The organism is Mycobacterium sp. shizuoka-1 (assembly GCF_002723835.1).
Lineage (GTDB): Bacteria > Actinomycetota > Actinomycetes > Mycobacteriales > Mycobacteriaceae > Mycobacterium.
Genome location: NZ_BEWG01000007.1, coordinates 22,029 through 38,324 on the forward strand (window position 1 = coordinate 22,029; position 16,296 = coordinate 38,324).

Annotated in this window: 16 protein-coding genes; 7 read left to right on the forward strand and 9 right to left on the reverse strand. The window is 68.6% G+C overall.

Annotated elements, in window-relative coordinates; genetic code table 11:
- Positions 1 to 2 precede the first annotated feature (2 nt).
- Positions 3 to 1,814, forward strand: a complete 1,812-nt coding sequence (gene sppA / locus MSZK_RS01620; RefSeq protein ID WP_099244163.1) for a signal peptide peptidase SppA — start codon at positions 3 to 5, stop codon at positions 1,812 to 1,814.
- Here sppA and MSZK_RS01625 read toward each other — a convergent pair.
- Genes MSZK_RS01625 through MSZK_RS01640 form a run of 4 tightly spaced genes read right to left on the reverse strand, consistent with a single transcriptional unit; the run spans position 1,795 to position 5,465 of the window.
- Positions 1,795 to 2,706 (reverse strand): class I SAM-dependent methyltransferase, encoded by a 912-nt coding sequence (locus MSZK_RS01625; protein ID WP_099244165.1) that lies wholly within the window; start codon positions 2,704 to 2,706, stop codon positions 1,795 to 1,797. The two genes, sppA and MSZK_RS01625, sit on opposite strands and share 20 nt — an antisense overlap.
- Positions 2,706 to 3,638 carry a class I SAM-dependent methyltransferase gene (locus MSZK_RS01630; RefSeq protein WP_099244168.1) on the reverse strand — a complete coding sequence of 311 codons (933 nt, stop codon included), beginning with the start codon at positions 3,636 to 3,638 and terminating at the stop codon, positions 2,706 to 2,708. Before MSZK_RS01630 ends, MSZK_RS01625 begins: the two co-directional genes overlap by 1 nt.
- A gap of 4 nt (positions 3,639 to 3,642) precedes the next feature.
- Positions 3,643 to 4,548: a class I SAM-dependent methyltransferase gene (locus MSZK_RS01635; RefSeq protein WP_099244170.1), complete on the reverse strand. Its 906-nt coding sequence runs from the start codon at positions 4,546 to 4,548 to the stop codon at positions 3,643 to 3,645.
- Positions 4,545 to 5,465 carry a class I SAM-dependent methyltransferase gene (locus MSZK_RS01640; protein ID WP_099244172.1) on the reverse strand — a complete coding sequence of 307 codons (921 nt, stop codon included), beginning with the start codon at positions 5,463 to 5,465 and terminating at the stop codon, positions 4,545 to 4,547. Before MSZK_RS01640 ends, MSZK_RS01635 begins: the two co-directional genes overlap by 4 nt.
- A gap of 275 nt (positions 5,466 to 5,740) precedes the next feature.
- Here MSZK_RS01640 and secY point away from each other — a divergent pair, with 275 nt between their 5' ends.
- From secY to MSZK_RS01670, 6 genes are all read left to right on the forward strand, one after another.
- The gene (gene secY / locus MSZK_RS01645; protein WP_099244174.1) at positions 5,741 to 7,066 is read left to right on the forward strand and encodes a preprotein translocase subunit SecY; all 1,326 of its coding nucleotides are present in this window, start codon (positions 5,741 to 5,743) and stop codon (positions 7,064 to 7,066) included.
- Entirely contained in the window at positions 7,063 to 7,608 is a 546-nt protein-coding gene (locus MSZK_RS01650) for an adenylate kinase (protein WP_099244176.1), read from the forward strand. The genes secY and MSZK_RS01650 overlap by 4 nt, the downstream gene beginning before the upstream one ends.
- 6 nt (positions 7,609 to 7,614) lie before the next feature.
- Positions 7,615 to 8,412, forward strand: coding sequence for a type I methionyl aminopeptidase (gene map, locus MSZK_RS01655; protein WP_099244178.1), 798 nt, complete (start codon positions 7,615 to 7,617; stop codon positions 8,410 to 8,412).
- Positions 8,413 to 8,486: 74 nt separating this feature from the next.
- Entirely contained in the window at positions 8,487 to 9,002 is a 516-nt protein-coding gene (locus MSZK_RS01660; protein WP_099244180.1) for a sigma-70 family RNA polymerase sigma factor, read from the forward strand.
- Positions 8,999 to 9,712 (forward strand): anti-sigma factor, encoded by a 714-nt coding sequence (locus tag MSZK_RS01665; RefSeq protein WP_099244182.1) that lies wholly within the window; start codon positions 8,999 to 9,001, stop codon positions 9,710 to 9,712. Before MSZK_RS01660 ends, MSZK_RS01665 begins: the two co-directional genes overlap by 4 nt.
- A 28-nt stretch (positions 9,713 to 9,740) precedes the next feature.
- Positions 9,741 to 10,253, forward strand: coding sequence for a MarR family transcriptional regulator (locus MSZK_RS01670; protein WP_099244184.1), 513 nt, complete (start codon positions 9,741 to 9,743; stop codon positions 10,251 to 10,253).
- Here MSZK_RS01670 and mmsB read toward each other — a convergent pair.
- From mmsB to MSZK_RS01695, 5 genes are all read right to left on the reverse strand, one after another.
- The gene (mmsB, locus tag MSZK_RS01675) at positions 10,250 to 11,140 is read right to left on the reverse strand and encodes a 3-hydroxyisobutyrate dehydrogenase (protein ID WP_371411270.1); all 891 of its coding nucleotides are present in this window, start codon (positions 11,138 to 11,140) and stop codon (positions 10,250 to 10,252) included. The genes MSZK_RS01670 and mmsB overlap by 4 nt on opposite strands.
- Positions 11,137 to 12,315 carry an acyl-CoA dehydrogenase family protein gene (locus tag MSZK_RS01680; protein ID WP_099244188.1) on the reverse strand — a complete coding sequence of 393 codons (1,179 nt, stop codon included), beginning with the start codon at positions 12,313 to 12,315 and terminating at the stop codon, positions 11,137 to 11,139. The genes mmsB and MSZK_RS01680 overlap by 4 nt, the downstream gene beginning before the upstream one ends.
- A gap of 7 nt (positions 12,316 to 12,322) precedes the next feature.
- Entirely contained in the window at positions 12,323 to 13,843 is a 1,521-nt protein-coding gene (locus tag MSZK_RS01685) for a CoA-acylating methylmalonate-semialdehyde dehydrogenase (protein WP_099244190.1), read from the reverse strand.
- A 193-nt stretch (positions 13,844 to 14,036) separates the two neighbouring features.
- Positions 14,037 to 14,720: a response regulator gene (locus tag MSZK_RS01690; protein ID WP_099244192.1), complete on the reverse strand. Its 684-nt coding sequence runs from the start codon at positions 14,718 to 14,720 to the stop codon at positions 14,037 to 14,039.
- Positions 14,717 to 16,249 carry a sensor histidine kinase gene (locus tag MSZK_RS01695; protein ID WP_099244194.1) on the reverse strand — a complete coding sequence of 511 codons (1,533 nt, stop codon included), beginning with the start codon at positions 16,247 to 16,249 and terminating at the stop codon, positions 14,717 to 14,719. The genes MSZK_RS01690 and MSZK_RS01695 overlap by 4 nt, the downstream gene beginning before the upstream one ends.
- Positions 16,250 to 16,296: the final 47 nt, after the last annotated feature.

The window sequence follows — 16,296 nt, forward strand, 5'->3', positions numbered from 1 at the left end:
TCATGTTCGCCTTCCTGCCCGACGTTCCGGGCGCCGACGACGTCCGCGACGTGCTGCGTCGCATCGACACCGCCCGCCACCACGGCGTGCCCGACGGCTGCATCCTGGAGCTTGATCTGCAGTCCGCGCCGCCGGAGGTCGGCGGCTTCGACCCGCTGGCCTTTGTCACCGGTGGTGGCCGCACGATGCTGTTGCGCGACGCGGTCGGTGCGATCCACCGCGCGGCCGAGGATCCGCGGGTGGCGGGACTGATTGCGCGGGTGCAGCTTTCGCCTGCGCTGGCCGGGCCGGTGCAGGAGCTTCGGGCGGCGATCGCCGCTTTCACCGAGGTGAAGCCGTCCTTGGCGTGGGCCGAGACCTATCCGGGCACGCTGTCGTATTACCTGGCTTCGGCGTTTTCCGAGGTGTGGATGCAGCCGACGGGCACCGTGGGTTTGGTGGGGTTCGCCACTAATGCGCTGTTCTTGCGCGATGCCCTGGGCAAGGCCGGTATCGAGGCGCAGTTCATCACCCGCGGCGAGTACAAGTCGGCGGCCAACCTGTTCACCCAGGACCACTACACCGACGCCCACCGCGAGGCCGATTCCCGGCTGATCGCCAGCCTGCACAGTCAGGTGTGGCAGGCCATCGCCGAGTCGCGCCACCTCGACGTCGCGGCGGTGGACGAGCTGGCCAACCGGGCGCCGCTATTGCGCGATGCGGCCGTCGACGGTCGTCTGGTGGATCGCATCGGATTCCGTGACGAGGCATACAGCCGCATCGCCGAACTCACTGGAGCTCAAGGAGTTTCCCCGGAGACCGGTGACGCCGACTCCGATGACAACGCCCCGCCGCGGCTGTACTTGTCCCGCTACGCCCAGACCCGCAAGAGCGGGTCCGCGGTGCCGGTGCCGATGCCGTCCGTGCCCGGTCGTAAGAAGCGGCCGCGGATCGCGGTGGTCACCGTCGCGGGGTCGATCGTCAGCGGCCGCGGCGGCCCGCAGGGGTTTCCGCTCGGGCGCGCCAGCGCCGGCGGCGACACCATCGGCGCGGCGTTGCGCCAGGTCGCCACAGATGACGACGTGGCCGCGGTGGTGGTGCGGGTGGACAGCCCCGGTGGGTCGGTGACCGGCTCGGAGACGATCTGGCGAGAAGTGACTAGGGTTCGGGCCAAGGGCAAGCCGGTGGTGGCCTCCATGGGCGCGGTGGCTGCCTCCGGCGGCTACTACATCGCGATGGGCGCCGATGCGATCGTCGCCAACCCGGGAACCATCACCGGGTCGATCGGTGTGCTGACCGGCAAGCTGGTGGCGCGCGGGCTCAAGGAGCGGCTCGGGGTCGGCTCTGACAGCGTTCGCACCAACGACAATGCCGACGCCTGGTCGGTCAATGCGCCGTTCACCCCGGAGCAGGAGGCGCTCGTCGAGGCCGAGGCCGACCTGTTCTACACCGATTTCGTCCAGCGGGTCGCCGAGGCCCGGCACATGTCGGTCGAGGCGGTCGACGCGGTGGCCCGCGGCCGGGTCTGGACCGGGGCCGATGCGCTGGAGCGTGGGCTGGTCGACGAGTTGGGCGGATTGCGAACGGCGGTGCGCCGGGCCAAGGTGCTCGCCGGCATCGACGTGGACGCCTCGGTCGATCTGGTGAACTATCCCAGCTCGTCGCTGCGGGATTTCCTGCGCCCCAAGCCCTCGTCGCAGCCGGCGGCGGCATCGCTGTCGGAAGCGGTCACGGTGCTGCTCGGCCAGTCGGTGCGCGGCGTGCTGGATCAGGGTGAGCAGGCGCTCAGCGGCACCAGTCTGTTGTGGCTGGGGTTCAATCCAGAGTGGCGCTGACGTAGACGATTTCCCCCAGCGGGTCGTAGCCGTCCCGGTCGGGCGGCTGTAATCCGCTGCGGCGGAACAGCTCGTCGCCGGGAACGCCGGTGACATACCAGCCCTTGCCGCCGAGGTATTCCATCACGTGGCTGCGTGGTCCGGCATAGACCAGCGATGCCATGTCCAGGTCCAGTCCTTCATCGCGGACGTTGGCGGTCATGGCGGTGGCCTTCTCGGCGTCGAAATCCATGATGCCGGGGACGTATTCGGTCGCCACTGCGCTTCCGGGCACGCTCAGCGACGTGATGGTGTCGAAGAGCGTGTCCTGGGCTTCCGGCGGCAGGTAGATCAGCAGGCCTTCGGCCAGCCACGCGGTGGGCAGTTCGGGGTCGAAGCCCGCTGCTCGAAGCGCGCTGGGCCAGTCGTCTCGCAGATCGATGCCGACGGTGCGACGTTGCGCGGTCGGCTGGGCACCGATATCGTCGAGTACACCGGTCTTGAACTCGATCACCGCGGGCTGGTCGATCTCGTAGACGACGGTGCCCGACGGCCAGGGCAGTCGGTAGGCGCGCGAGTCCAGACCGGAAGCCAGGATCACCGCCTGCCGGATCCCGCTCGCCGTGGCGGTGATGAAGTAGTCGTCGAAGAACTTGGCGCGCATCGCCATTCCGGCGATCATCGACTGGATCCGCTCGGGGGTGACGTCGCCGAACGGCGAGGTGTCCAATTCGCCGTCGATCATCTTGACGAAGAATTCGATGCCGACCGCACGGACCAACGGTTCGGCGAACGGGTCGTCGATGAGGTGACGGGGATCCTTGGTGGCCATCGCGCGCCCGGCCGCCACCATTGTGGCGGTGGCGCCCACGCTGGAGGTCAGGTCCCAGCTGTCGTTGTCGGTGCGTGCCATCACTGCTCCTGGGTGCGGGTCGCGGTCAGGTAGCCGGCGGCGTCGGCGAACTGCTGGACCATCTCGTCGTCCGGCAGGCTGAACCCGTTGGCGGCGTAGGCCTCCCGGGTGGTCTGCGTGCTGACTCGCCAGCCCCGCTCGGCCAGGTAGTCGCCGACCGCGTTGCGGTCGCCCTCGTAGAACAGCGACGGCAGGTCGATGTCCGAGCCGATCCGCGCCGAATAGCTCTTGAACCGCTCCCGCCACGTGTCGGGCAGGGAGGTGCCGGCGACCATGAACTCGGTTCCGAGGCGGCTGCCGGGCGCCGACAGCGCGGTGACGTCGTCAAGCAGTCGGTCTTGGGCTTCCGGCGGGAGATAGATCAACAGACCTTCGGCGATCCACGCAGTCGGCTGGTTGGCGTCGAAGCCGTTGTCCCGCAATGCCGTCGGCCAGTCGTCGCGTAGGTCGATGCCGATGGCGCGGCGCTCGGCGGTGGGGGAGACGCCCTCGTCGGCCAGCACGCGGGATTTGAACTCGATGACCTGGGGCTGGTCGAGTTCGAACACCGTCGTCCCGGCCGGCCAGCTCATCCGATAGGCGCGGGTGTCCAGTCCGGAGGCCAGGATGACCGCTTGGCGCACCCCGTCGCGGGCCGCGTTGGTGAACAGGTCGTCGAAGAACCGCGTTCGCACCGCGATCTGCTCGATCATGCTGCGGCGGTTGAGCATCGGGTCGTCGTCTTCGACGGTCGCCTCGCCGGTCGCGACGCGGACGAGGGCCTCCACGCCGACGGCCTTGACCAGCGTGTCGGCGTACGGATCGTGGATCAGCGCGTCGGGGCCGTGGGAGGCCAGCGCGCGTGAGGCGGCCACCGAGGTGGCGGTAGCGCCCACACTGGATGCCAGGTCCCAGGTGTCGCCGTCGTAGCGGACGGATGGCGTGTCGGTCATGGTCTTACTTTCGAATCGCTGTGACGGATGACGAGTTGCTCAGCGGGGCGCTGAGGTCACCGGCGGGGAACTCACGCCCGTAGTGAGCGAACATCTCGGGGCGGCTGCGCGCGCTGACCTGCCAGCCGAGGCCCTCGAGGTAGTCGATGACGGGCTTGCGCTCACCGGCGTAGAAGAGGTCTGCCATGTTGAGATCAAGGCCCATCTCGCGCCAGCGCTCGCTGATCAGTTTCGACCGGTCGGCCAGGCCGGAGCCGCCGTCCGGGTGGTATTCGGTGGCGATGCGGCTGCCCGGTGCGGACAGCGCCGTGATGCTGTCGAACAGCCGGTCCTGGGCGTCCGGCGGCAGGTACACCAACAGTCCCTCGGCGCTCCACGCGGTGGGCGAGGTGGCGTCGAAACCGTTGTCGCGCAACGCTGCCGGCCAGTCTTCGCGCAGATCGACACTCACCGTGCGCAGCTCCGCGGTGGGGGAGGCACCCAGTCCCGAGAGCGTCTCGGTCTTGAATGCGATGACCTTGGGCTGATCGATCTCGTAGACCACGGTGCCCGCGGGCCAGTCCAGCCGGTATGACCGGGAGTCCAGCCCGGAGGCCAGGATGACGGCTTGGCGCACCCCGGCGGCGGCCGCGTCGAGGAAGAAGTCGTCGAAGAAGCGGGTGCGGACGGCCATCACGTCGGTCATCACCCGGGCGGTGCCCTCGCCGTCGACCTTGGCCATGTCGATCTCGCCGTCGACCATCTTGGTGAACACGTCGATGCCGACGGCGCGTACCAGCGGGGCGGCGAACGGATCGTCGATGAGGGCGTTGTCTTCGGTGCTGGCGACCGCACGGGCGGCAGCCACCATGGTGGCGGTGGTGCCGACGCTGGTGGCCAGGTCCCAGGAGTCGGCGTCGCTGCGGCTCATCGGCCGCCGCCGTAGACCGCGCTGAGGTAGTAGAGCTTGCCCATCGGCTCGTCGTCGTCGAGGCAGGCCCGCCCGCTGGCCGTGAGCAGCTCGTTGACCGTGGAGCTGGTGGCCCGCCAACCATGGTCGGCCAGGTAGGCGCTGGGCTCGTTGCGCTCACCGAGGAAGACCAGGGCGCCGAAGTCGAGGTCGAGGCCCTGCTCGCGCCAGCGGTCGGCGTGAGCTTTCATGTCCTCGCGGGTGCGCGCCTGTTCGTCCACCGGTGTGGGCGGAACACCGTCGATGGCCACCCGGCTGTCTGGTGCGGACAGTTCGGTGATGGTGTCCAGCAGTCGGTCCTGTGCGTCTGGCGGCAAATAGCCCAGCAGGCCTTCGGCGCTCCACGCGGTCGGTGCCTGCGGATCGAAGCCGGCTTCGCGCAGCGCACCGGCCCAGTCGTTGCGCAGATCCATCGCCACGGTCCGGCGATCACACGTGGGTGCGACGCCATGGCCGGCGAGGGTCTGGGTCTTGAATGCGATGACCTCGGGCTGGTCGATCTCGAAGACGACCATGCCGTCCGGCCAGTCCAGCCGGTAGGCGCGCGCGTCGAGACCGGAGGCGAGGATCACGGCCTGGCGTACCCCGTCGGCAGACGCCGACAAGAAGAAGTCGTCGAAGAACTTCGTCCGCACCGCGATGTTGTCGGTCATCCGGGTCACGCCCACGGCCGTCTGTTCCTCGGCGCTCGGGAGGTCGCCGGTGGCCATTCGGGTGAAGAAGTCGACGCCGACCGCGCGCACCAGCGGCTCGGCGAAGGGGTCGTCGATCAGGGGGGCGGTCTCCCGGCTCGCCGCGGCGCGAGCGGCGGCCACCAGGGTCGCGGTGGCTCCCACGCTGGACGCCAGGTCCCAGGAGTCGTTGTCGGTTCGGGTCATCGAGGGCCTCACTGCTGCAACTGATACTTAGCCGATATAACCACTGTCGACTGTACGCGATTCCCGCTGGGCGTCCGCTGTGTGCACATGCCCGGCGCCGCTCCGTGGATTCCCGCCCTGCCTGGGCCAACTGTTACTCTCGTAGACTGTTTGAGCGCGCGATGCTGCAGGTGCGAAACCCGGCGGCGATCGGTGCAAGGCAGGATTACCCGAACGCTGGCCAGACCAGCCCCATTGGCACGCTGAGACTCCCGTCCGGCTGCCCAGGAGGAAGAGTGCTCTCGGCTTTCATCTCTTCGCTCAGGACGGTCGACCTGAGGCGAAAGATCCTGTTCACCCTGGGCGTGGTGATCCTGTACCGGGTCGGCGCATCCCTGCCGTCCCCCGGGGTCAACTACAAGAACGTCCACCAGTGCATCGAGCAGGTCAGCGGTGGCAGCGGGGCGCAGATCTACTCGCTGATCAACCTGTTCTCCGGCGGCGCGCTGCTGCAACTGACGGTCTTCGCGGTCGGCGTGATGCCCTACATCACCGCCAGCATCATCGTGCAGCTGCTGACGGTGGTGATCCCGCGATTCGAACAGCTGCGTAAAGAAGGTCAGGCCGGTCAGGCCAAGATGACCCAGTACACGCGCTACCTGGCGATCGCGCTGGCCATCCTGCAGGCCACCAGCATCGTGGCGCTGGCCGCCAACGGCGGTCTGCTGCAGGGCTGCTCCCTGGACATCCTGCAGAGCACCAGCATCTTCGCCCTGGTGATCATCGTGCTGGTGATGACCGCGGGTGCCGCGCTGGTGATGTGGATGGGCGAGCTGGTCACCGAGCGCGGTGTCGGCAACGGCATGTCGCTGCTGATCTTCGCCGGCATCGCGGCCCGCATCCCGGCCGAGGGCAAGAGCATCCTGGACAGCCGCGGCGGCATGATCTTCACCGCCGTCTGCGCCGCGGCGCTGCTGATCATCATCGGCGTGGTCTTCGTCGAGCAGGGTCAGCGTCGTATCCCGGTGCAGTACGCCAAGCGCATGGTGGGCCGGCGGATGTACGGCGGAACCTCGACGTACCTACCGCTGAAGGTCAACCAGGCCGGCGTCATCCCGGTGATCTTCGCCTCGTCGCTGATCTACATCCCGCACCTGATCACCCAGCTGATCCAGAGCGGCCGGACCACCCCGAGCAACGGCTGGTGGGACCGCTTCGTCGCCAACTACCTGACCAACCCCGCCGACCCCGTCTATGTCGCCATCTACTTCGGCCTGATCATCTTCTTCACCTACTTCTACGTGTCGATCACGTTCAACCCCGACGAACGTGCCGACGAGATGAAGAAGTTCGGTGGCTTCATCCCCGGCATCCGACCCGGTAAGCCCACCGCCGACTACCTGCGCTACGTGCTGAACCGGATCACCCTGCCCGGCTCGATCTACCTGGGCGTGATCGCCGTGCTGCCGAACGTGTTCCTGCAGATGGGCAACAGTGGCGGTATCCAGAACTTGCCGTTCGGCGGCACCGCGGTTCTGATCATGATCGGCGTCGGCTTGGATACGGTCAAACAAATCGAGAGCCAGCTCATGCAGCGCAACTACGAAGGGTTCCTGAAGTGAGAATCGTTTTGCTCGGTCCGCCGGGTGCGGGCAAGGGAACCCAGGCCGCGGACCTGGCGAAGAAGTTCGGCATTCCGCACATCTCCACCGGTGACCTGTTCCGGCACAACATCAGCACCGGCACCGAGTTGGGCCTGGAGGCCAAGAAGTACCTCGACGCCGGTGACCTGGTTCCCGCGACGCTCACCAATGCGCTGGTCGACAGCCGCCTTGACGACGCCGACGTGAGCGACGGGTTCATCCTCGACGGGTTCCCCCGCTCGGTGGAGCAGGCCGAGGCGCTCAAGCAGATGCTCAGCCGCCGCAACCTCAAGCTCGACGCCGTGCTCGAGTTCCGGGTGCCCGAGGAGGAGCTGGTCAGCCGGCTCATGGGCCGCGGTCGCGCCGACGACAACGAGGACACCATCCGCAACCGGTTCAAGGTCTACCGCGACGAGACCGCGCCGCTGCTGGACTACTACGCCGACGAACTCAAGACCGTCGACGCCGTCGGCAGCCTGGACGAGGTGTTCGCGCGGGCCCTGCACGCACTCGGCCGCTGATTCTCGATGGTCTCACTGCCCGGGCTGCGCAATCGCAAAACCGTTCCCGCCCGCACGCTGGGTGAGTTGGACGCGATGGCCGCCGCCGGGGCGGTGGTGGCCGCTGCGCTGCGGGCCGTTCGGGAGGCTGCCGCACCCGGGGTGTCCACCAAGGATCTCGACGACGTCGCCGAGACGGTGATCCGGGAGGCGGGTGGCATCCCGTCGTTCCTGGGCTACCACGGATATCCGGCCAGCATCTGCTCGTCGGTGAACGACCGTGTGGTGCATGGCATCCCGACAGCGGAGGAGACGCTCGCCACCGGTGACCTGGTGTCGATCGACTGCGGTGCGATCATCGACGGCTGGCATGGCGACGCCGCGGTGACCTTCGGCATCGGCCCGCTGATCGCGATGGACGAGGCGTTGTCGGATGCGACCAGGCAGTCGATGGAGGCCGGTATCGCGGCGATGGTCCCGGGCAACCGGCTCACCGACGTCTCGCATGCCATCGAGACCGGCACCCGCGCCGCCGAACGGACCTACGGCCGGCGATTCGGCATCGTCGCCGGCTATGGCGGGCACGGCATCGGCCGGCAGATGCACATGGACCCGTTCCTGCCCAACGAGGGCCAGCCCGGCCGCGGACCGCTGTTGGTCGCCGGGTCGGTGCTGGCCATCGAGCCGATGCTGACCCTGGGCACCACCAAGACCCGGATCTTGGCCGACGAGTGGACCGTCGTCACCACCGACGGGTCGCGGGCCGCGCACTGGGAGCACACCGTCGCGGTGACCGACGACGGACCGCGGATCCTCACCGCTTAGCCGGTCGCGCCGAATGCGGCGCAGACTGTGAACCAAACACCCACCGGTTACGTGTATCCGCCGGGAGGTTGACCATGGACGACCCGGAGGCGGCGTTGGTGCGGGTGCTCTACGAGGAGCACGCGGCTGCGCTGTGGCGCTACGCGCTGCGGTTGACCGGCGACCCGGCTCGCGCCGAGGACGTGGTCCAGGAAACCCTGCTTCGGGCCTGGCAGCACCCGGAGGTGGCCGGCGACGCCGAGCGCTCCGCGCGGGCGTGGCTGTTCACCGTGGCCCGCAACATGATCATCGACGAACGGCGCAGCGCGCGGTATCGCCGGGAAACCGACTCGCTGGACACCGAGGGTGCCCCCGAGCCCACCGGCCCCGACGAGGTGAACTCGGCACTGGACCGGCTGCTCATCGGCGACGCGCTGGCCCAGTTGTCGCCCGACCACCGCGCTGTGGTGCGCCGTTCCTACTATCTTGGCTGGACCACGGCGCAGATCGCGGCCGACCTTGCGATCGCCGAGGGCACGGTGAAGTCGCGGCTGCACTACGCGGTGCGTGCGCTTCGCTTGACGCTGCAGGAGATGGGGGTGACCCGATGAACGATCCGCACGATCCGTACGAAACTTGGGACGCCGCCTATGTGCTGGGGTCACTGTCGAGCACCGAGCGCCGCGAATACGAAGCACACCTGAGCGGCTGCGCGCCGTGCCGATCCTCGGTGGGCGAGCTCAGCGGCATGCCCGCCCTGCTGGCGATGCTGAGCCCCGACGAGGTCGCCGCGATCGACAGCGGCGATATCGAACCGCCGCCGCTGCGTCCGCAGCTGCTCGACGGCGTGCTGCTCGAAGTGCGCCGCCGTCGGCGCCGCAGCCGGTGGGTCACCTGGACGGTGGCCGCGGCGGCCGCCGCGGTGCTGGCCATCGGGGTGCTCGTCGCGATCAAACCGGCGCCGTTCGGGCCGACGACACCGCCCCCGCAGGCGTCGGCCCCGGGCGTCACCATGACACCGGTGACGCCGTCCTCGTTCGAGGCGACCGTGCAGGTGACCCCGATGGGGTGGGGCACCCACGTCGAGATGACCTGCACCTACCACGACGAGATCGGGTCCGAAGCCGCCGAAGCGGGTGACAAGCTGGCCTTGTACGCGGTGGGCCGGGACGGCAGCCGGGTTCAGCTGGCGACCTGGATGGCCCGCGAAGGCGAGTCGGCCTCGCCGTCGGGCAGCACGTCGATGCCGATGGAGAAGATCGCCGCGGTGCAGGTGGTCAAGGCCCAAACCGGGGACGTGCTGCTACAGCGCAGCCTGTAGACCGCGCCGATGCGGTATGAATGGGCGGATGCCTGCCGATTCGACTCCGCCGGAGAAGCCGGACCCGATCGCCGCGGCGCGCCGGAACTGGGAGCGTGCCGGCTGGGGTGACGTCGCCGAGGGCATGGTGGCGGTGACGTCGGTGATGCGGGCTCATCAGATCCTGCTGGCCCGGGTGGAGAACGCGCTGCGCCCCTACGATCTGAGCTTCTCCCGGTTCGAGCTGTTGCGGCTGCTGGCGTTCAGCCGGACCGGCGCGCTGCCGATCACCAAAGCATCCGACCGCCTGCAGGTGCACGTCACCAGCGTCACCCACGCCATCCGCCGGTTGGAGGCCGACGGTCTGGTCCGGCGAGTGCCGCATCCCACCGACGGGCGCACCACGCTGGTGCAGATCACCGAACTCGGGCGGTCGACCGTGGAGGACGCCACCAAGACGCTCAATGCGCAGGTGTTCGCCGACGTCGGGGTGTCCGCCCAGGAAGCGCGCGCACTGGTGGCGTCCATCGAGACGTTGCGCCACCACGCAGGCGATTTCTAGCGCAGGGTGTCGATGACCGCGCTGAAGTCGAGGTCGGGGTGTTGTTCGGCGAATGCGGCGTAGATCTCGGCGGCGTGGGTGCCCAGCGGGGCGGTGGCGCCGGTCGACGACACCGCGGCCATCGCCAGGCCGAGGTCTTTGTTCATCAGCGCGGTGGCGAAGCCCGGCTTGAAGTCGTTGTTGGCCGGTGAGGTCGGAACCGGTCCGGGCACCGGGCAGTTCGTGTGCACTGCCCAGCAGTTGCCGGTCGCCCCGGTGATCACGTCGAACAGCGACTGCGCCGACAGGCCGAGTTTCTCGGCGAGCACGAACGCCTCGCCGATCGCGATCTGCTGCACCGCCAGCACCATGTTGTTGCACAGCTTGGCGGCCTGCCCGGCACCGGAGGATCCGCAGTGGATCACCTTGCTGGCCATCGGATCCAGCACCGGCCGGGCCTGCTCGAGCGCGTCGGCCTCGCCGCCGACCATGAATGCCAGCGTGCCCGCGGTGGCGCCCTTGATGCCGCCGGACACCGGCGCGTCGAGCTGGGCCATGCCAGCCGCGAAGGCCTGGGCGTTGACCTCGCGGGCGTCGTCGACGGAGATCGTGGAGGTGTCGATGAACAGTGTGCCGGCATTGGCGGCCGGAAGTGCCTCGGCGTAGCAGGCTTTCACGATCGCGCCATTGGGCAGTGAGGTGATGACGACGTCGGCCCCGGCCACCGCGGCGGCACCGGCGTCGAACACCGCCACGCCCTTGTCCTCGGCGGCCGCACGCAGGTCGGGCACCGGGTCGAAGCCGCGCACGGGGTAGCCGGCGTTGACCAGATTGGCCGCCATCGGCCCACCCATGTGGCCCAGTCCCAGGAACGCGATCGTCGTCATGTGCAGGCTCCTTTGCCTCATGCCGTTGCGCGTGCCCGGGCAGCTTCTGCTCGCCCGATGACCACGCGCATGATTTCGTTGGTGCCCTCGAGGATTCGGTGCACCCGCAGATCGCGGACGATCTTCTCCAGCCCGTACTCCCGCAGGTAGCCGTAGCCGCCGTGCAGTTGCAGCGCCTGGTCGGCGACCTCGAAGCAGGCGTCGGTGACATAGCGTTTGGCCATCGCGCACAGCGCGACCTTGTCCGGCTCGCCGTTGTCGAGGGCGACGGCCGCCCGCCACAGCATCAGCCGGGACGTCTCCAGCGCGGTGGCCATGTCGGCGAGCGTGAACCGGATGGTGGGCTCGTCGAGCAGTGCCCCGCCGAAGGCCTGGCGGTCGGCCAGATAGCTGGTGGCCTTGTCGTAGGCGGCTTGCGCGCCGCCCAGCGAGCACGCGGCGATGTTGAGCCGGCCGCCGTTGAGCCCGTTCATCGCGATGCCGAAGCCGCCGCCCTCGCCCTCGGCGCCCCCGAGCATCGCCGAGGCCGGCACCCGCACACCCTCGAGGATCACCTGTGCGGTGGGCTGCACGTTCCAGCCCATCTTCTCCTCTTGGGCGCCGAAACTGAGCCCCGGCATGCCCTTTTCGACGATGAACGCCGAGATGCCGCGCGGGCCGTCGGCACCGGTGCGGGCCATCACGATGTAGACGTCCGAGCTGCCCGCGCCGGAGATGAACTGCTTGACGCCGTCGAGCACGTAGTCCGCGTTTGGTCCTGAGCCGTCGCGGACCGCCTTGGTGCGCAACGCCGATGCGTCCGACCCGGCACCGGGCTCGGTGAGGCAATAGCTGGCGATCGCCTCCATCGAAGCCAGTCGCGGGATCCACGACTTGCGCTGATCGGCGGTGCCGTAGGTGTCGATCATCCACGCGCACATGTTGTGGATCGAGATGAACGCCGCCAGCGCGGGGTCGGCGGCCGAGAGCTGCTCGAAGATCCGCACCGCGTCCAATCGCCGCAGTCCGCTGCCGCCGACATCCTCGCCGCAATAGATGGCCGCCATGCCCAGTTCGGCGGCTGCGCGCAGCACGTCGACCGGGAACTCCTTGGTGTGATCCCACTCCAAGGCATGCGGCGCCAGGCGTTTGGCGGCGAACGCGGCCGCCGTCTCGGCGATCACGCGTTCGTCGTCGTCGAGGGTCAGAAAGCTCATGGCAGCTCTAATTCATTGTCGGGATGACGAACTCGGCGCCGTCCTTGATGCCCGACGGCCACCGCTCGGTGACGGTCTTGGTCTTGGTGTAGAACAGGATCGAGTGCGGGCCGTGCTGGTTGAGGTCGCCGAAGCCGGAGCGCTTCCAGCCGCCGAACGTGTGGTAGGACACCGGAACCGGGATCGGGACGTTCACGCCGACCATGCCGACCTGGACGCGGGAGACGAAGTCGCGGGCGGCGTCACCGTCGCGGGTGAAGATCGCCACGCCGTTGCCGTACTCGTGCTCGGTGGGCAGTCGCAGGGCTTCTTCGTAATCGTGCGCGCGCACGATGCACAGCACCGGGCCGAAGATCTCGTCGGTGTAGATCGACATGTCGGTGGTCACGTGGTCGAACAGTGTGGGGCCGATGAAGAACCCGCCTTCGAGGCTGTTGTCGTCGAACGTCAGCTCGTCACTGGCTTTTTCGCGGCCGTCGACCACGATTTCGGCTCCGGCGGCCACGCCGGCATCGATGTAGTCGCGGACCCGCTTGAGCGCGGCGCCGGTGACCAGCGGCCCGTAATCGGCTTTCGGATCGAGACTGTGGCCGACGCGCAGCCCGTTGATCCGCTCGACGAGCCTGGCGCGCAACCGGTTTGCCGTCTCCTCTCCGACGGGTACCGCGACGCTGATGGCCATGCAGCGTTCACCGGCGCTGCCGTAGCCGGCGCCGATGAGGGCGTCGACGGCCTGGTCCAGATCGGCGTCGGGCATGACGATCATGTGGTTCTTCGCGCCGCCGAAGCACTGCGAGCGCTTCCCGTTGGCGGCCGCGGTGGAGTAGATGTACTGCGCGATGTCGGAGCTGCCGACGAAGCCGACTGCCTTGATGTCGGGGTGGGCCAGGATCGCGTCGACGGCTTCCTTGTCGCCCTGCACCACCTGGAACACGCCTGCGGGCAGGCCGGCCTCCAAGAAGAGTTCGGCCAGTCGCACCGGCACCGAGGGGTCGCGCTCGGAGGGCTTGAGAATGAACGCGTTGCCGCAGGCCAGGGCGGGGCCGGCCTTCCAGAGCGGGATCATCGCGGGGAAGTTGAACGGGGTGATACCGGCGACCACGCCGAGCGGCTGGCGGATCGAGTACACGTCGATGCCGCCGCCGGCGCCCTCGGTGAACTCGCCCTTGAGCAGGTGCGGGATGCCGATGGCGAACTCGATGACCTCGATGCCGCGCTGAATGTCGCCGCGGGAGTCGGCCACGGTCTTGCCGTGCTCGATCGAGAGCAGTTCGGCCAGCTCGTCGGTGTTGGCGTTGACCAGTTCGATGAACTTCATCAGCACGCGGGCCCGGCGCTGGGGATTCCAGGCGGCCCACTCTTTCTGGGCTTCGACGGCCGAGGCCACCGCGGTGTCCACGTCGGCGGCGCTGGCCAGGAGCACCTGGGCCTGCACCTCACCGGTGCTGGGATTGAAGACGTCGGCGGTGCGGGTGCTGGCGAGATTGCTTCGCTTGCCGTCGATGAAGTGCTGGATGGTTGTGCTCATGACTGCCCCTTGGCTGACCTGGCGGCTGAATACTAGGACATCCTAGTAACGCGTTGACCGGCTCCGCAAGGGGCCTGAGGGGTCGGCGGGCGGCGGCGTCGTGGAGGCATGCAGTTCTTCCGGAACGCGATATCACGGGCGGTATCACGTTCTGGAGAAGAGCACCGTCTCCTCGCCCCTGCCGGCGTCGAGTTCACCGCCACTGGTAGCGGGTGCTGGGCCTGCCGGCTTTGCCGTACTCGGTCACGCGGGTGACGGTGCCGTCGTCGGCCAGCCGTTCCAGGTAGCGCCACGCGGTCACCCGGGAGACGCCGACGAGTTTGGCGGCGGCGTCGGCGGTCAGGCCCTCGGCGCGGTCGCGCACCGCGCGGGCGATCTCGTCGGTGGTTCCCGACGCCGCGCCCTTGGGGGTGACGGACTTGTCGGTCGTCCGAAGCTCGGCCAGCGCGCGATCCACCTCGGCCTGGCTGGCGGCTTCGGTTCCGGCCGGCAGCGCTTCGCGATAGCGGCGGTAGCGCTCCAGGCGGTCGCGGAAGGCCGCGAACGTGAACGGCTTGAGCAGGTAGGCCAGCGCGCCGTGGGCGACCGCGGCGCGCACCATCTCCAGGTCACGCTCGGAGGTGATCGCGATGATGTCGGGGGCCGGCCGCAACCCGGACAGCGCCGAGGCCAGGGCGATACCGCTGGCATCCGGCAGGCCCAGGTCGAGCAGGACCAGGTCGACGGGGGAGTCGGTGGCGGCTTCGGCGGCGATCCGCATGGCGTCGCGCGCGGTAGTGGCCAGCCCGGTCACGGTAAAGCCTTGCAGCCGAGTCAGATACGTGCGATGTGCCTCGGCGATCAGTGGCTCGTCCTCGACGATCAGCACGTTGATCATGGGATGGTCACCGTCACCACCGAGCCGTAGGTGAGGTCGGCGCGAAGCGTGCCGTCGTGCCGGTTGACGATCTGGGCGACGAGGGCGAGCCCCAGCCCCTGGTGGCCGGCATCGCTGCCGGACTTCGTCGAATAGCCGCGCTGCATCGCGCGATTGAAGGTGTCGGGGTCCATGCCGGGGCCGCTGTCGGCGACCTGGATGTGCAGCCGCTCGTCGTCCTGGGCGACGGTGACCTCGACCCACGGGTCGGCACGATCGCAGGCATCCATCGCGTTGTCGATGAGGTTGCCCAGCACGGTGACCATCTCCTGCGGGCTCAGCCGGGATTCGGCGGGCAGGCGGGTCTCCTCGGTGATGGTCAATTCGATCCCGCGTTCGTCGGCCTCGGCGGTCTTGCCCAGCAGCAGGGCGACCAGCGCGGGTTCACCGACGGCGGCCGAGACCCGGTCGACGAGCTGCTGGGACAGCGCCAGTTCCTGGGTGGCGAATTTGATCGCTTCGGACGGGCGGCCCATCTCGACCAGGGTGACCACGGTGTGCAGCTTGTTGGCCGACTCGTGGGCCTGGGCGCGCAGTGAGTCGGTGAATCCCTGCAGCGAGCTCAATTCGCCGAGGGCGCCTTGTAATTCGGTGCGATCCCGGATGGTGACCACTTCGGCGTCGGAGGTGCTGACCTGGGAGCGGTTGACCACCAGCACCCGGTCGTCGGTGAGCCGGACCTCGTCGCGCACGCCGGGGTCGTTGCCGCGCAGGAACTCTGGCAGGTCGGCGCGAGTGATGGGCCCCGCAGGCAAGGCCAGCAGCCGCCGCGCTTCGTCGTTGGCCAGGGCGACGCCGTCGCGGTCCAGGACGATGAGTCCTTCGGAGACCGAATGCAGGATCGCGTCGTGGTGGTCGTACATGACGCGGAGCTCGTCGGGTGCCAGCCCGTGGGTTTGGTGCAGGATGCGCCGGCGGATGGCCCAGACCCCGACGAAGGACAGCGCCAGTGCACCGATGCCGACGCCGACGATCAGCGGCCACTGGGCACGCCAGCGCGCAGCCAGGCTTTCCTGGGTGATGCCGGCGGCGACCAGGCCGACGATCTGGCCCTGGGTGTTGCGCACCGGAGCGATGGTGCGCACCGACGGACCCAGCGTGCCGGTGTAGACCTCGGTGTAGGTCTGCCCGTGCAATGCCGGCTCGATGGTGCCGATGTACTTCTGGCCGATCTGGCTGGGGTTGGTGTGGGTGAACCGGGTCCGGTCGGGGGCCATGATCGTGATGAAGGCGATGTTGGTGTCCTTGCGGACGGCCTCGGTCACCGGCTGGAGCACCTGAGCGGCGTTGCCGTCCTCGATCGCCGCGGCCGTCGAGGGGGAGTCGGCGAGGGCGACGGCGATCGCGGTCACCTGCTGGCGGGCGGCCTCGTCGCCGTCGCGCTTGGCGTCGAGCAAGGCCAGGGCGCTGCCGGCCAGCACCACCAGCACGATCACCACGGCCTGCAGAGCGAAGGCCTGCCCGGCCAGTGAGCGGGGCAGTACGGCCACTGCTCACCTCCGCGCTTGAACGTAATGAACTAAACCGTGACCTGCAT

What these genes read in the sequence shown, in the direction of transcription:
- sppA (WP_099244163.1), top strand. Translation starts at nt 3, where the DNA reads ATGTTCGCCTTCCTGCCCGACGTTCCGGGCGCCGACGACGTCCGCGAC.
- MSZK_RS01625 (WP_099244165.1), bottom strand. Translation starts at nt 2,706, where the DNA reads ATGGCACGCACCGACAACGACAGCTGGGACCTGACCTCCAGCGTGGGC.
- MSZK_RS01630 (WP_099244168.1), bottom strand. Translation starts at nt 3,638, where the DNA reads ATGACCGACACGCCATCCGTCCGCTACGACGGCGACACCTGGGACCTG.
- MSZK_RS01635 (WP_099244170.1), bottom strand. Translation starts at nt 4,548, where the DNA reads ATGAGCCGCAGCGACGCCGACTCCTGGGACCTGGCCACCAGCGTCGGC.
- MSZK_RS01640 (WP_099244172.1), bottom strand. Translation starts at nt 5,465, where the DNA reads ATGACCCGAACCGACAACGACTCCTGGGACCTGGCGTCCAGCGTGGGA.
- map (WP_099244178.1), top strand. Translation starts at nt 7,615, where the DNA reads ATGGTCTCACTGCCCGGGCTGCGCAATCGCAAAACCGTTCCCGCCCGC.
- MSZK_RS01660 (WP_099244180.1), top strand. Translation starts at nt 8,487, where the DNA reads ATGGACGACCCGGAGGCGGCGTTGGTGCGGGTGCTCTACGAGGAGCAC.
- MSZK_RS01665 (WP_099244182.1), top strand. Translation starts at nt 8,999, where the DNA reads ATGAACGATCCGCACGATCCGTACGAAACTTGGGACGCCGCCTATGTG.
- MSZK_RS01670 (WP_099244184.1), top strand. Translation starts at nt 9,741, where the DNA reads ATGCCTGCCGATTCGACTCCGCCGGAGAAGCCGGACCCGATCGCCGCG.
- mmsB (WP_371411270.1), bottom strand. Translation starts at nt 11,140, where the DNA reads ATGAGGCAAAGGAGCCTGCACATGACGACGATCGCGTTCCTGGGACTG.
- MSZK_RS01680 (WP_099244188.1), bottom strand. Translation starts at nt 12,315, where the DNA reads ATGAGCTTTCTGACCCTCGACGACGACGAACGCGTGATCGCCGAGACG.
- MSZK_RS01685 (WP_099244190.1), bottom strand. Translation starts at nt 13,843, where the DNA reads ATGAGCACAACCATCCAGCACTTCATCGACGGCAAGCGAAGCAATCTC.
- MSZK_RS01690 (WP_099244192.1), bottom strand. Translation starts at nt 14,720, where the DNA reads ATGATCAACGTGCTGATCGTCGAGGACGAGCCACTGATCGCCGAGGCA.